Below are 14,467 nucleotides of genomic sequence, written 5' to 3' on the forward strand. Positions count from 1 at the left end.
TTATTGGCTCCCTGTGTCCCTGATCATGTCCATGGCCCCTGCTGTCACACGATCGCCATTCGGCCGACATGAGACACCGGGCCCTTGGGGCCATCCCGGACACGCCGGTCCGTCAGCTGCCCTCTTCTGAACAGGAGTTGACCGATGTAGCGTCCGCCGCATGCCGAAACGCACGCGCTTCACGACCTGGAGACCGCTCGCGACGGCGGCCTCGGCCGCCCTGTTGGCCACGCTGCTCACCCCGGCCGCGGCGGACGCCGCCCCGCGCGAGAGCCGTCCCGTCCACTCGTACGACGACGCCATCCGCGAGGCCGTCTGGGTGGACACCGGACTCGACGGCGACCGCGACGGAAAGGCCGACCGGGTCGCCGTGGACATCGTCCGCCCCCGCGAACCCGCCCGACAGGGCCGCAAGGTCCCCGTCATCATGGACGCCAGCCCGTACTACTCCTGCTGCGGGCGCGGCAACGAGAGCCAGAAGAAGACGTACGACGCGAACGGCGACGTCGCGCGGATGCCGCTGTACTACGACAACTACTTCGTGCCCCGCGGCTACGCCTTCGTCGGCGTCGACCTGGCCGGAACCAATCGCTCCGACGGTTGTGTCGACGTCGGCGGCCGCTCCGACATCCAGTCCGCGAAGGCCGTCGTCGACTGGCTCAACGGCCGTGCCAGGGCCTACACGACCCGTACCGGCACCACCCGCGCCAAGGCCGCCTGGACCAACGGCAGGACGGGCATGATCGGCAAGAGCTGGGACGGCACCATCGCCAATGGCGTTGCCGCGACCGGCGTCGAGGGACTGAAGACCATCGTCCCGATCAGCGCCATCTCCTCCTGGTACGACTACTACTTCCAGCAGGGCGCCCCGCTCTACGACTCCGGCCCCGAACGGCTCTCCGACTACGTCAACAGCCCCGACGCCCGCGCCAAGTGCGCCGCCGTGCAGCAAAAGCTCGTCGACGGGGCCCCGCGCACCGGCGACTGGACCCCGCTGTGGACCGAGCGGGACTACGTCAGGGCCGCGCGGAAGGTCAAGGCCAGCGTCTTCCTCGTGCACGGCATGCAGGACCTCAACGTGCGGATGAAGCACGTCGGGCAGTGGTGGGACGCCCTCGGCGAGAACGGCGTCGAGCGCAAGATCTGGCTCTCCCAGACCGGCCACGTCGACCCCTTCGACTTCCGGCGCGGCGCATGGGTCGACACCCTCCACCGCTGGTTCGACCACGAACTCATGGGCTACGACAACGGGATCGACCGCGAGCCCATGGCCGACATCGAACGCCGGCCCGACCAGTGGACCACCTCGAAGACCTGGCCGCCGAACGGCACCCGGGCCGCCACCCTGCGCCCCGACCGGGGCGCCCAGGCCGGCGTCGGCACCCTCGGTCTGCACCGCGGCCGCGGCACCGAGACCTTCACCGACGACCCGAAGCTGAGCGAGACCGACTGGGCCGCGCAGATCGGCAAGCCGACACCGGAGAAGGCCGGTTTCGTCACCGGTCCGCTCACCCGTGACCTGCGCCTGTCCGGCTCCTCCGAGGTCACCGTCACCGCGACGCCCTCCACCCCGACGGCCCATCTGTCCGCCGTCCTCGTGGACATCGGCCCCGCCACCATCCGCGACTACGCCGACGCGGGCGAGGGCATCACCACCCTCACCGACCGCACCTGCTGGGGCGCGAGCACCGCCGACGACAGCTCCTGCTTCAAGGAGACGAAGGCGAAGAAGGCCGACGTCGACTACACGATCGTCAGCCGCGGCTGGGCCGACCTCGGCAACCACGCCTCCGACCTGACGGGTGCCCCGCTCACCCCGGGCAAGCGCTACACGATCACCCTCGACCTGGCGGCCACCGACCACGTCGTCCCCGAGGGCCACCGCCTGGCGCTGATCGTCGCGGGCACCGACAAGGACCTCATCGACCCTCCCGCGGACACCCCCAGGCTCACCGTCGACCTGTCCCGCACCTCGGCGCGCGTCCCGTTCGTCGGCGGAGCCACCGCCTTCGCCCGCGCCACCACGGGTGCCGCGTCCGCCACGCCCGACGCCACCCTCCTGGACGGCGTGCGGGATCCGCTGACCACTCACCGCATCCCGGAAGGAAGCCAGTGACCCGCGACACCGCAGGCAGGACCATGCCCGGCGCCACCGCGCCCGGGCCCGCGGCCCGCAAGGCGGCAGGCAGGACCACGACCCGCGTCCGCGCCCTGACCCTGACCGCCGCGGCCGTCGCCGCGTCCCTGGTCGCCACCCCGGCCCAGGCCACCACCGACTCCCCGCCCCGCACCGGCTTCGAGCAGACGAACGGTGCCCGCTGGACCACCCAGCCCGAGGAACAGGACTTCCTCACAGCCGTCGACCGGTCGAGCAGCCGCGTCTCCATGACCCGCTTCGGCACGACGAAGCAGGGCCGCCCGCTCCAGCTGGTACGGATCGGCACCCACCCGACGCCCAACAAGGTGCTGCTCGTGTGCACCCAGCACGGCGACGAACCCGCCGGCCGCGAAGCCTGTCTGACCACCGTCCGCGACCTCGCGTACGCCCGTGACAGCCGCACCCGGCGCTTCCTGGACCGCACCACGGTCCTCGTCGTGCCCACCGCCAACCCCGACGGCCGCGCCGCCGACACCCGGGGCAACAGCGACGGCGTCGACATCAACCGCGACCACCTCGCGCTCCGGACCGCCGAAGGCCGGGCGCTGGCGAAGCTCGTCCGCGACCAGCGTCCCGACCTCGTCTACGACCTGCACGAGTACGGTGCCACACCCCCGTACTACGACAAGGACCTCTTCGACCTGTGGCCGCGCAACCTCAACACCCACGAGGCGGTCCACGACGAGGCGAAGACCCTCTCCGAGGCGTACGTCCGCCCCGCGGCGCAGCGGGCCGGCCACTCGACCGGCACCTACGGGATCTGGACCGACCCCGAGACCGGCGAGCCGGTCAAGCAGGTCGCCGGAGACGGTCAGGAGCGTATTTTGCGCAATATGTCCGGTATTAAGCATGGAATCGGACTGCTCATCGAGAGCCGCGTCGACCCGCTCACCGATGCCGAGAAGGCGGACGAGGCGCTGAACAACCGCCGCCGGGTCACCTCTCAACTGGACGCGCTGGACGGCCTGTTCGGTTACGCCGACCAGCGCCGCGGCGCGGTCGAGGCGGCGACGGGCAGGGCCCGGCTCGCGGGATACGCCTCCACCGGCCCCGTCTACGTCGGCGGCGCCGACAACGACGCGCCCGAACCGGCCGAGGTGATCCAGAACCCGCCCTGCGGCTACCGGCTCACGGCCGCGCAGTACGCGGAGGTGGGAGATGAGCTCGCGCTGCACGGGGTGCGCGTACGCCGGGACGCCGAGGGAGTGCTCGTGCCCCTGCGCCAGTCCCTGCGGGCGCTCGTGCCGTTGCTGCTCGACGAGCGCGGACCGTACCACCTGACGGCAGGGAAACCGGAAACGCCATGTTGAGGAGGGTGAAATTGCGCCACACGTGGTAGGGGCGTTACGGAGGACTTACGGTCCTCCTACGTCCCAATGAAAGGTGCCGCCTGTGACGCACGACCGACCAAGTGAAAGCGACCACCAAGCGGGGGCCGCGCTTCCGGGTTCGGAAGCGGGCCTCCCTGGTCAGGAACGTCCCAAAACCGACCGAATTGTCTTCGGGGTTACGGCCGTGCTCACCCTCGCCTTCGTGGTCTGGGGAGCCGCGGCGACCGACTCGCTCGAAGACGTCTCCACCAGCATGCTCAGCGGGCTGATGCACAACGGCGGCTGGGCGTTCATGCTCGCCGCCTCCGCCTTCGTCGTGTTCGCCCTCTGGCTCGCGGCCAGCCGCTACGGCCGTATCCACCTCGGGGCCGAGGGCGAGGAGCCCGAGTTCCGCACGGTGTCCTGGGTCGCGATGATGTTCAGCGCGGGCATGGGCATCGGCCTGATGTTCTACGGCGTGAGCGAGCCGCTGTCGCACTACTCGACGGCCCCGCCGGGCAGCGACCCGGCCGACTCCGGTGAGCGCATGGAAACGGCCATGGCCACCACCTTGTTCCACTGGACGCTCCACCCCTGGGCGATCTACGCCGTGGTGGGCCTCGCCATCGCCTACAGCACCTTCCGCAGGCGCCGCCGCCAGACCATCAGCGCCGTGTTCACGCCGCTGATCGGCAAGAAGCACGCGAACGGCGCCGTCGGCCGCGTCATCGACATCCTCGCGATCGTCGCGACCGTCTTCGGTTCCGCCGCGTCCCTGGGGCTCGGCGCGCTTCAGATCGGCTCCGGTGTGCAGGAGCTGGACTGGATGGACAAGGTGAGCACCGGGCTGCTCGTCACGATCATCGCGGTGCTGACCCTGGCCTTCGTCGCGTCCGCGGTCTCGGGCGTGGAGCGCGGCATCCAGTGGCTGTCCAACACGAACATGGTGCTGGCGCTGGTGCTCGCCCTGTTCGTGTTCGTGGCGGGTCCGACCATCATCGTCCTCGACCTGCTGCCCACGTCCGTCTTCGCCTACCTCGGCGACCTGCCCCAGCTGGCCGGCCGTACGGAGGCCAGCGGCGGGGAGGGTGTCGCGGACTGGCTGAGCAGCTGGACCGTCTTCTACTGGGCGTGGTGGATCTCCTGGACGCCGTTCGTGGGCATGTTCATCGCCCGCATCAGCCGGGGCCGCACGATCCGGCAGTTCGTCGGCGGTGTCATCCTCGTGCCCAGCACGGTCAGCCTGATCTGGTTCGCGGTGTTCGGCGGCTCGGCGATGAAGATGCAGGAACAGGGCAGGCTCGGCAAGGAGGCGACCCCGGAGGGCCAGCTCTTCGACGTGCTCCAGCAGTTCCCCATCGCCACCGCCACGAGCCTGCTCGTCATGGTCCTCGTCGGCATCTTCTTCGTGTCGGGCGCCGACGCGGCGTCGATCGTCATGGGCACCCTGTCACAGAAGGGCGCGCTCGAACCGGGCCGTATGGTCGTGGTGTTCTGGGGCGTGGTCACCGGTGCGGTGGCCGCGATCATGCTCATGGTCGGCAGCGGCCAGGGCGACGCATTGACAGGCCTGCAGAACCTCACGATCCTCGCGGCGGCCCCGTTCGTCGTCGTGATGGTCGGCATGTGCGTGGCCCTCATGCGCGACCTGCGCCGCGACCCGGTGATGGTGCGCGAGCAGATGGGCTCCGAGGCGGTGGAACTGGCCGTCATCGAAGGCCACAAGAAGTACGACGGCGACTTCGAGTTCCGCGTCGGCCCGGGCCGCGGCCCGGACGTCGAGGGCGACCCGATCGGCAAACACTGACCCACCCGACCCGGCTGCCCCGGCCGGCCCCTTGACCTTGACGCCCCCGGCCGACATCGGCCGGGGGCGTCGGGGTTGGACGGCCCGGGCCTGGCGACACGGACACCCCCTAGCCGACCAGTCGAGCCGCCTCCTCCGCACAACCCCAGGCCACCGTCACGCCCGCGCCGCCGTGGCCGTAGTTGTGGATCAGGAGCCGGCCGTCCGGCAGGGCGTCGCGCTCCAGGCGTACCGCGGGGCGGGTGGGGCGCAGCCCGACCCGGTGTTCCAGGACGCGCGCCCCGGCGATCTCCGGCCGCAGCGCCGCGCAGCGGCGGATGATCGCCTCGGCCGTCGCGGGGTCGGGTACCGGCGACCACGCGTCCTCCTCCGCCGTACCGCCGAGGACGAGCCCGCCCGGCTGCGGGAACATGTACGCGTACTCCCCGGCCGCGTCGGTGGAGACCAGCCAGGTGTCGATCCCCGGGTTCTCCACGACGACCAGTTGGCCGCGCACAGGCCGCACGGACGGATCCGGCACCAGCTCCCGAGCGGCGAGCCCCGTGCAGTTGATCACGACCGGCGCGTCGGCCTCCGCGAACCCGGACACCGTACGGGCCTCGACCACACCGCCCGCCGCGGCGAACCGCTCCCGCAGCCACGCCAGATGAGCCGGCATGTCGATGAGCGGCAACCGCGCCCGGACGCCGTACCCCGTGTACTCCCCGGCCGTGGCCGCGCGCAGCTCCGGCACCCGGTCCGCCAGCCACCCGTCGACCTCGTCGAGACGCGTCTCGCCCAGCACCCCTTCGACCATGCGTACGCCGCTCGACCCGGCCCCCGCGGCCAGCTCCTCGTACACCTCCAGCGACCGCAGCGCCCACACCCGCGCCAGCGCGACCGGCTCGATCCGGTACGGCCACCACAGCGCACCCGCGACCGCCGATGTGGTCGCCTCGACGGGGTCCCGCGTCCACACCCGTACCCGCCGCCCCCGCTCGGCGAGAACCACCGCGGTCGTCAGCCCGACCACCCCGCCACCGACCACCACGATCTCGTCCATGCGCTCACCAGCCATGCCGGGACCGTAGCGGAATGCGTCATGCCGTGCTCATATCACGCGCAGTGTGGGGATACTCACAGCATGTGTGCCGAGTACACGACCTTCGGCCTGGCACCCGCGATGCGGGCCGGCGGAGTCCTCACAGACGGTGGTTACCAGGTCCACCGGGACTTCGTGGACTTCATCGTCGACGGACGCCCGCTGCTGTTCCAGCTCGCCGACCTGGACGCGGTCTCCCCGCTGGCCTCCGACGTACCCCCCTCGATCTTCACCGCGCAGGTCCGCAGCCTGCTCCTGGAAAGCCCCGCACCGCTGCCCGGCGGCCGGTACGTCGTCTACGGCTGCCCCGAGTGCGAGGACCTGGCCTGCGGCGCCGTCACCGCGGTCATCCGGCGGGACGGCGAGGACTTCATCTGGCGGGACTTCGCCTGGCAGACCGACGAACACGCCGACCTCGAGCTCAACGGCTACCACGGCATCGGCCCGTTCCGCTTCCGCGGCGCCGAGTACCGCGCGGCGCTGAGCGCCCTGCTGAACGGCTCCGCCCCGGACACCCGCCGCCGCGTCCTGCTGATCGGCGCCCGCGTCGCCGTCCTGGCCAAGCTCGCCGCGGCGCTGCGCACCATCGGCGTCGGCGCCGATATCGCCCACGACGCCGACCACGTGCCCGCCGAGGAACTGCGCGGCTACGGCGCCGTCGCCTTCGGCCGCGGGACCGGCGAGCCGGAACGCGCCGCCGTCCGCCGCGCCTTCGAACGCGCCGAGGTCCACGTCGCCTACGTCGACGGCCTCGCCCCGATCGTCCCCCTCCTCGTCGCCCAGATCGAACACGCCCTGGACCGCAGCCCACTGGAGCGGCGCCGCCTCACCGGCCTGACCGCCACCGACGCCGAGGCCGACGTCGAGGTCACCTCCGCCTGCCGGGTCACCCTCACCGCGTACCGCCTCGACCGGCTCTCCCGCACCCACACCCACGAGATCTTCGACGGCGTCCTGGAACCGGGCCGCCACCGCATCGCCCTCGACGCCAAGGCGGTGAAGGAGCAGTCCTTCCTGGTGGCGCGCACCGCCACCAGTGTGCTGGTGACGGCCGTGACCCCCTGAAAACCCATCGGCGGACCGCCCGGGACGGCCGTTAGGATCGCGGTCTGATGACTGCCACCCTCGTCGCCAAGAACCTCGCCGCCGGCCACGGCGACCGCTCCCTGTTCACCGGACTCGACCTCGTCGTCGCGCCCGGCGACGTGATCGGCCTGGTCGGAGCCAACGGCGCCGGCAAGTCCACCCTGCTCAGGATGCTCGCCGGACTCACGGCCCCCGAGCAGGGCGAGCTGCGCCTGTCCCCGCCGACCGCCACCGTCGGCCACCTGCCGCAGGAGCCGGACCGCCGCCCCGGCGAGACCGTACGGGCGTTCCTGGCCCGCCGCACCGGCGTCGCCGAGGCCCAGCGGATCATGGACGAGGCGACCCAGGCCCTGGTCGACGGGGCACCCGGCGCCGACGACGCCTACGCCACGAGCCTGGAGCGCTGGCTCGGACTCGGCGGCGCCGACCTCGACGAACGCGCCGAGGAGGTCGCCGACTCCCTGGGCCTCGCGGTCGGTCTCGACCAGCTGATGACGTCGCTGTCCGGCGGCCAGGCCGCCCGCGCCGGCCTCGCCTCCCTGCTGCTGTCCCGCTACGACGTCTTCCTCCTGGACGAGCCCACCAACGACCTCGACCTGGACGGCCTGGAACGCCTCGAACGCTTCGTGAGCGGCCTGCGCGCCGGGACGGTGGTCGTCAGCCACGACCGCGAGTTCCTCACCCGCACCGTCACCAAGGTCCTCGAACTCGACCTCGCCCAGCGGCAGATCAACCTCTACGGCGGTGGCTACGAGGCCTACCTGGAGGAGCGGGAGGTCGCCCGCAGGCACGCCCGCGACGAGTTCGAGGAGTACGCCGACAAGAGGTCGGCGCTCCAAGACCGGGCCCAGATGCAGCGCTCCTGGATGGACAAAGGCGTGAAGAACGCGCGCCGCAAGGCGGGCAACGACAACGACAAGATCGGCCGCAAGTTCCGCAGCGAGGCCAGCGAGAAACAGGCGGCGAAGGCCCGGCAGACGCAGCGCATGCTCGAGCGGCTGGATGCCGTCGAGGAGCCCCGCAAGGAGTGGGAGCTGCGCATGGAGATCGCGTCGGCCCCGCGCTCGGGCGCCGTCGTGGCGACCCTGCGGGACGCCGAGGTGCGTCGCGGCGGCTTCGTCCTCGGCCCGGTGTCCCTCCAGATCGACTGGGCGGACCGGGTGGCGGTGACGGGCGCGAACGGCGCCGGCAAGTCCACCCTGCTCGCCGCCCTGCTCGGCCGCGTCCCGCTCGACGCCGGGCACGCGGCCCTCGGCTCGGGCGTCCTGCTCGGCGAGGTCGACCAGGCCCGCAAGCTGTTCCACGGCCAGGAGCCCCTGATGGACGCCTTCCGCGCGGCCGTCCCGGACACCGAACCCGCCGAGGTCCGCACCCTCCTGGCCAAGTTCGGCCTCAAGTCGGACCACGTCCTGCGCCCCGCGGCGACCCTCTCCCCGGGCGAGCGCACCAGAGCGGCCCTGGCACTGCTCCAGGGCCGTGGCGTCAACCTCCTGGTCCTCGACGAGCCGACCAACCACCTCGACCTGCCCGCCATCGAGCAGTTGGAGTCCGCCCTCGACTCCTACGAGGGCACCCTCCTGCTGGTCACCCACGACCGCCGCATGCTCGACGCCGTACGCGTCACGCGCCGCATCGAGGTGGCGGACGGCAAGGTGACCGAGCGCTAACGGGTCGTCAGACGGGTGGCGAGGGAGGGGTACTCCACGACGTACCCTTCCTCGTCGAATTCCAGGTCGCTGCGGAAGTCGCCGGAGGCGTACCGGACCCGCCCGGGGCCGAGATGCGTGTACGTCTGCCGGGACGGCCGCACCGTCAGATCCGGCACCGACACCCAGGCCATCAGGAACTCCATCTCGCCCGGCGCCTGATGGAGCCCGTGCCGGAGCACCGGCATGGTGTTGGTGAGCGGGCACAGCCCGAGATCGCAGTCGAGGGCGCCGTCGACATCCGGAAGCCGCTCGCCGTCGGCGGTCCACGCGCCTCCGCCGTCGTGCCGCAGATCGAGCGTGCGGCTGCCGTCGGCCGACTCGGCCGTCACCCGCAGCCGACGGGTCACGAACCCGTCGGCCGTGTCGAGGTCGTACGTGATCCAGTAGGGCTCCGGATCGGTCCCGACGGCTCGCCCGCGCGCCCGCAGCACGCCGTCCCGGAGCTGGACCCAGGCGGTCTCGAACCCCCGGCTCGCGAAGACTTCCCAGGTGATGACACGCGCAGCAGACATATAGCCCACTCTAGATCTGGAAGGGGGCGAAGCTCCCCTTCCGGATCAGGGGCGCGGGGAACTGCGCGACCAGCCACAACGGACCCGCAGCTCCCCACAGCCGAACCATCAACGCTTGCCGTTCTTGGGGTCGACCAAGCCCGCGCGGCGCAGCGCATCCGCCATCGCGCTGTTGGCAGGCGCAGGCGCAGCCGCCTGGCGCGAACCGGCGCCGCCACGGCGCGCGCCACCGCCACCCTGCCGCTGCTGCGGCGGACGCCCGCCGCGCTGCCGGCGCTCGCCGGAGCCGCCCTGCCCCTGCGGGGCCGCCTCGTCGTCCAGACGCAGCGTCAGCGAGATCCGCTTGCGCGGGATGTCGATGTCGAGGACCTTCACCTTGACGATGTCCCCGGGCTTCACCACGTCCCGCGGGTCCTTGACGAACGTCTTCGACATCGCGGAGACGTGCACCAGACCGTCCTGGTGGACACCGACGTCCACGAAAGCGCCGAACGCGGCGACGTTCGTCACGACGCCCTCCAGGACCATCCCGGCCGACAGGTCGGAGATCTTCTCCACACCGTCCTTGAAGGCGGCCATCTTGAAGGCCGGACGCGGGTCGCGGCCGGGCTTCTCCAGTTCCTTGAGGATGTCGGTGACCGTCGGCAGACCGAACGTCTCGTCCACGAAGTCCTGCGGCTTCAGCGAACGCAGCACCGCGGTGTTGCCGACGAGACCCGCGACCTCCTGCCCGGAGGTCTTCACCATGCGCCGGACCACCGGGTACGCCTCCGGGTGCACGCTGGACGCGTCCAGCGGGTCGTCACCGCCGCGGATCCGCAGGAAGCCCGCGCACTGCTCGTACGCCTTCGGGCCCAGCCGCGCCACCTTCTTCAGCTCGCCGCGGGACTTGAACGGCCCGTTGGCGTCCCGGTGCGCCACGATGTTCTCGGCGAGCCCGGAGGTGATGCCGGAGACCCGGGCGAGCAGCGGGGCCGACGCCGTGTTGACGTCCACGCCCACGCCGTTCACACAGTCCTCCACCACCGCGTCCAGCGAACGCGACAGCTTCACCTCGGACAGGTCGTGCTGGTACTGGCCGACACCGATCGACTTCGGGTCGATCTTCACCAGCTCGGCCAGCGGGTCCTGGAGCCGCCGGGCGATCGACACCGCGCCGCGCAGCGACACGTCCATGTCGGGCAGCTCCTGCGAGGCGAAGGCGGACGCCGAGTACACGGACGCGCCGGCCTCGGACACCATCACCTTCGTGAGCTTCAGCTCCGGGTGCTTGGCGATCAGTTCCCCGGCGAGCTTGTCGGTCTCGCGGGAGGCCGTGCCGTTGCCGATGGCGATCAGCTCGACCGCGTGCTCCTTCGCCAGCCGGGCCAGCTTGGCGATGGCCTCGTCCCACCGGTTGGCCGGGACGTGGGGGTGGATGACGTCCGTGGCGACGACCTTGCCGGTCGCGTCGACGACGGCCACCTTCACACCCGTACGGAAACCGGGGTCGAGGCCGAGCGTCGAGCGCGTGCCCGCGGGGGCCGCGAGCAGCAGGTCGCGCAGGTTCGCCGCGAAGACCCGCACCGCCTCGTCCTCGGCGGCCGTGCGCAGCCGCAGCCGCAGGTCGATGCCGAGGTGGACGAGAACGCGGGTGCGCCAGGCCCAACGGACCGTGTCCAGCAGCCACTTGTCGCCGGGGCGGCCCCGGTCGGCGATCCCGAACCGGTTCGCGACCATGCCCTCGTACGACGACGGGCCGTCCGTCGGTTCCTCGGGCTCCAGGACGAGGTCGAGGACCTCTTCCTTCTCGCCGCGCAGCATCGCCAGGATGCGGTGCGAGGGCAGCTCGGTGAACGGCTCGGCGAAGTCGAAGTAGTCGGCGAACTTCGCGCCCGCCTCCTCCTTGCCGTCCCGCACCTTGGCGGCCAGCCGCCCGCGCACCCACATGCGCTCGCGCAGCTCGCCGATCAGGTCGGCGTCCTCCGAGAACCGCTCGGTGAGGATCGCCCGGGCGCCGTCGAGGGCCGCCTGTGGATCGGCCACGCCCTTGTCGGCGTCGACGAACGCGGCGGCCGCGGCGAGGGGCTCGACGGACGGATCGCCGAGCAGCCCCTCCGCCAGCGGCTCGAGACCGGCCTCACGCGCGATCTGCGCCTTGGTGCGCCGCTTGGGCTTGTACGGGAGGTAGATGTCCTCCAGGCGCGCCTTGGTCTGCGCGCCCCGGATCCGCCCCTCCAGTTCCTCGGTGAGCTTGCCCTGCTCGCGCACCGACTCCAGGATCGCCGTCCGCCGCTCCTCCAGCTCCCGCAGATAGCGCAGCCGCTCCTCGATCGTGCGCAGCTGCGCATCGTCGAGCATCTCGGTCGCTTCCTTGCGGTAGCGGGCGATGAAGGGCACCGTAGAACCGCTGTCGAGCAGCTCCACGGCAGCCCTGACCTGCCGCTCCCGTACGCCGAGCTCCTCGGCGATCCTGCCTTCGATGGACCCTACTTCGAGGGACCCGGGTGTCGTCACGATCCCGTACCGCCTTATCCACTGAGGTTGCGCGGCAATTGTGGCAGGTGACACCGACACTCGGGGGTCAGGGCGGCACCCGGCAGGTCGGGACGGTCGTTATCAGACCCTGCGGCTGCGGGTGGCGGACGAAGCGCCGCCGAAGAGCCGGGCCAGGGCCCGGAAGGGCAGCGTCACGACGGTCGCGATGGCACCGCCGATCTGGCGCAGCACATCTGCAATGGCACGGAACACGTAATTCCCCTTTCTCCTCTCCCGACCGCAGCGGCCGGGAGAGACCGGGTACCTCACCAAGGCCTCACCATGCGTCACGGCCGAACACAAGCCCCGACCAGGGCTTGTGCCCCCAGCCCGGATCAACGCTTGCCGAGCAGGTCCGCCGGAAAGGCCCCGGCCGTGAGCGCCGCCTGCGCGAACGCCGCCCCCAGCTCGGTCAGCCGGGCCACCCCCTCCGCGCCCAGGTGCTCGTACGGCGCCCGGTCCAGACGGTCCGTCTCCTGCTCGATCTCCTCGCGCAGGGCGAGGCCGCGCTCGGTGAGCTCGCCGGTCGCGTCCAGCAGCCCGCGCTCACGCAGCCGGCCCGCCGCCGCGTCCCAGTCCTCCTGGTTCCAGCCCCGGCTGCTGAAGACCCACTTCGGTGCCATGCCCTTACCCGTCGCCGTGTGGGTCACCATGGCCTCCAGCCCGTCCAGCTCCGCGGACATCAGCACGGCCAGATGCCCGTCGCCCCGGTGCTCGCGCAGCAGGGTCGCCGCGTGCCAGTAGGCGAGGTGCGGCTCCTCGGGGACGGGCAGGTCGGCATGGGCGGCGTACAGCGGCCGCGCCCCGCGCGAGCAGGCCTCGGCGGCACGCAGCGAGAGCCGCGCGGCCTCGGCCATCTCCGCCGACGCCAGGGCCTCTTCGCCCAGCAGGCGGCGCAGCGTCGCGTCGACCGCACGCGCGCGTGCCGCCAGCACCTGGCCGGGCGTCGCGGTCTCCCACACGGCGGGCACGTGCCGGGCCACGAGCTCGTACTTGTAGTTGTAGAAGGTCGCCGCCACCGTCCCAGCCCCGACCGGTCCGAGGGCGGCGGCCCGCACGGCGAAGTTCACGGCGTGGGGGTGGGTGACCCCCGCAGCACCCAGTTCCCGCCCCAGATCCGGCGAGAAGTAGTGCGTCGAGTGCAGGGCGTTGAGCACGTTCTGGCAGCGTCGGCCGGCGAGCGGCCGGAGGGCGGTGGTCGTCATGCCGGGCAGGTTACCAACCGCTTGGTATGTGCTCTACGGTCGGCCACTCATGGCAGGAAAGGTGGGGAACTCGTCATTGCGGCCACACTCCGGGCCCGCGAAGAATCGACGGCATGGCCCAGCGCACCGTTCTCGCCGTCCTCTTCGAAGGCGTGCAGAGCCTCGACGTCACCGGGCCCGTGGAGGTCTTCGCGGGCGCGGAGCTGCTCTCCCCGGGGACGTACCGGATCCGCACGGCCTCCCTGGACGGTGCGCCGGTGCGGACCACCAGCGGTCTGACCCTCGTACCCGACGTGTCCCTGGCCACCGCGCCCGACCCGGACATCCTTCTCGTCCCCGGCGGAACGGGCAGCCTGTGCCCCGACCCGCGCCTGGTCGACTGGGTGCGCGATCACGGGCCGCGCGCCGCCAGGCTGGTCTCCGTGTGCACCGGCGCGGCCGTGCTCGCCGAAGCCGGCCTGTTGGACGGCCGCCGGGCCACGACCCACTGGGCGTACTGCGACTGGCTCGCCCGCGACCACCCGGCCGTCGAGATCGACCCCGACCCCGTCTACGTACGCGACGGACACATCGCCACGTCGGCCGGTGTCACCGCCGGCATCGACCTCGCCCTCGCCCTGGTGGAGGAGGACCTGGGCCGGGACGCCGCCCTCACCATCGCCCGCCACCTGGTCGTGTTCCTGCGCCGGCCCGGGAACCAGGCCCAGTTCAGTGCCCAGCTCGCGGCCCAGACCGCACACCGCGAACCCCTGCGCGACGTCCAGCGGTTCATCGCCGAACGCCCCGACGCCGACCTGTCCGTCGAGGCCCTCGCCGCCCGCGCCCGCCTGTCGCCCCGCCACTTCGCCCGCGCCTTCCGGTCCGAGACCGGTATGACGCCGGGCCGGTACGTGGACCGGGTCCGCCTCGAACACGCCCGCCGCCTGCTGGAGGACACCGCCGACGGCATCGAGGAGATCTCCCGCACCAGCGGCTACGGCACCCCCGAGGCCATGCGCCGGGCCTTCGTCAAGGCTCTGGGCACGCCCCCGGCCGAGTACCGCCGCCGCTTCCGCCCCGCGACAACGTCCTGAACACCGCCG

General features: G+C 71.8%; 11 protein-coding genes. 6 read left to right on the forward strand and 5 right to left on the reverse strand.

Annotation, left to right across the window (positions count from 1 at the left end; genetic code table 11):
* The first annotated feature begins 160 nt into the window (after positions 1-160).
* The 3 genes from PV963_RS38685 (at position 161) to PV963_RS38695 (ending at position 5,275) form a co-directional block, all read left to right on the forward strand.
* Positions 161-2,116, forward strand: a complete 1,956-nt coding sequence (locus tag PV963_RS38685; protein WP_274821105.1) for a Xaa-Pro dipeptidyl-peptidase — start codon at positions 161-163, stop codon at positions 2,114-2,116.
* A gap of 23 nt (positions 2,117-2,139) precedes the next feature.
* The gene (locus PV963_RS38690) at positions 2,140-3,468 is read left to right on the forward strand and encodes a M14 family metallopeptidase (RefSeq protein ID WP_274822247.1); all 1,329 of its coding nucleotides are present in this window, start codon (positions 2,140-2,142) and stop codon (positions 3,466-3,468) included.
* Positions 3,469-3,550: 82 nt separating this feature from the next.
* Positions 3,551-5,275 (forward strand): BCCT family transporter, encoded by a 1,725-nt coding sequence (locus tag PV963_RS38695; RefSeq protein WP_274821106.1) that lies wholly within the window; start codon positions 3,551-3,553, stop codon positions 5,273-5,275.
* A gap of 109 nt (positions 5,276-5,384) precedes the next feature.
* Here the strand turns inward: PV963_RS38695 and PV963_RS38700 are convergent, their stop codons facing one another.
* The gene (locus tag PV963_RS38700; RefSeq protein ID WP_274821107.1) at positions 5,385-6,332 is read right to left on the reverse strand and encodes an FAD-dependent oxidoreductase; all 948 of its coding nucleotides are present in this window, start codon (positions 6,330-6,332) and stop codon (positions 5,385-5,387) included.
* A 66-nt stretch (positions 6,333-6,398) separates the two neighbouring features.
* Between PV963_RS38700 and PV963_RS38705 the strand changes: the two genes are divergently transcribed.
* A complete protein-coding gene (locus PV963_RS38705) occupies positions 6,399-7,421 on the forward strand; it encodes an oxidoreductase (protein ID WP_274821108.1) in 1,023 nt (340 codons plus the stop codon).
* A gap of 47 nt (positions 7,422-7,468) precedes the next feature.
* Positions 7,469-9,109, forward strand: coding sequence for an ABC-F family ATP-binding cassette domain-containing protein (locus PV963_RS38710; RefSeq protein WP_274821109.1), 1,641 nt, complete (start codon positions 7,469-7,471; stop codon positions 9,107-9,109).
* Here PV963_RS38710 and PV963_RS38715 read toward each other — a convergent pair.
* The 4 genes from PV963_RS38715 to PV963_RS38730 all read right to left on the reverse strand — a co-directional run bounded on the left by PV963_RS38715 (position 9,106) and on the right by PV963_RS38730 (position 13,385).
* Positions 9,106-9,663: a putative glycolipid-binding domain-containing protein gene (locus tag PV963_RS38715; protein WP_274821110.1), complete on the reverse strand. Its 558-nt coding sequence runs from the start codon at positions 9,661-9,663 to the stop codon at positions 9,106-9,108. The genes PV963_RS38710 and PV963_RS38715 overlap by 4 nt on opposite strands.
* A 108-nt stretch (positions 9,664-9,771) precedes the next feature.
* Positions 9,772-12,159 (reverse strand): Tex family protein, encoded by a 2,388-nt coding sequence (locus PV963_RS38720; RefSeq protein WP_274821111.1) that lies wholly within the window; start codon positions 12,157-12,159, stop codon positions 9,772-9,774.
* A gap of 102 nt (positions 12,160-12,261) precedes the next feature.
* Positions 12,262-12,393, reverse strand: coding sequence for an LPFR motif small protein (locus PV963_RS38725; RefSeq protein WP_274821112.1), 132 nt, complete (start codon positions 12,391-12,393; stop codon positions 12,262-12,264).
* A 122-nt stretch (positions 12,394-12,515) separates the two neighbouring features.
* On the reverse strand, positions 12,516-13,385 hold the full coding sequence (locus PV963_RS38730; protein WP_274821113.1) for an SCO6745 family protein: 870 nt from the start codon (positions 13,383-13,385) through the stop codon (positions 12,516-12,518).
* Between the two features lie 113 nt (positions 13,386-13,498).
* Between PV963_RS38730 and PV963_RS38735 the strand changes: the two genes are divergently transcribed.
* Positions 13,499-14,458, forward strand: coding sequence for a GlxA family transcriptional regulator (locus PV963_RS38735; RefSeq protein WP_274821114.1), 960 nt, complete (start codon positions 13,499-13,501; stop codon positions 14,456-14,458).
* Positions 14,459-14,467: the final 9 nt, after the last annotated feature.

The organism is Streptomyces coeruleorubidus (assembly GCF_028885415.1).
Classification (GTDB): domain Bacteria; phylum Actinomycetota; class Actinomycetes; order Streptomycetales; family Streptomycetaceae; genus Streptomyces; species Streptomyces coeruleorubidus_A.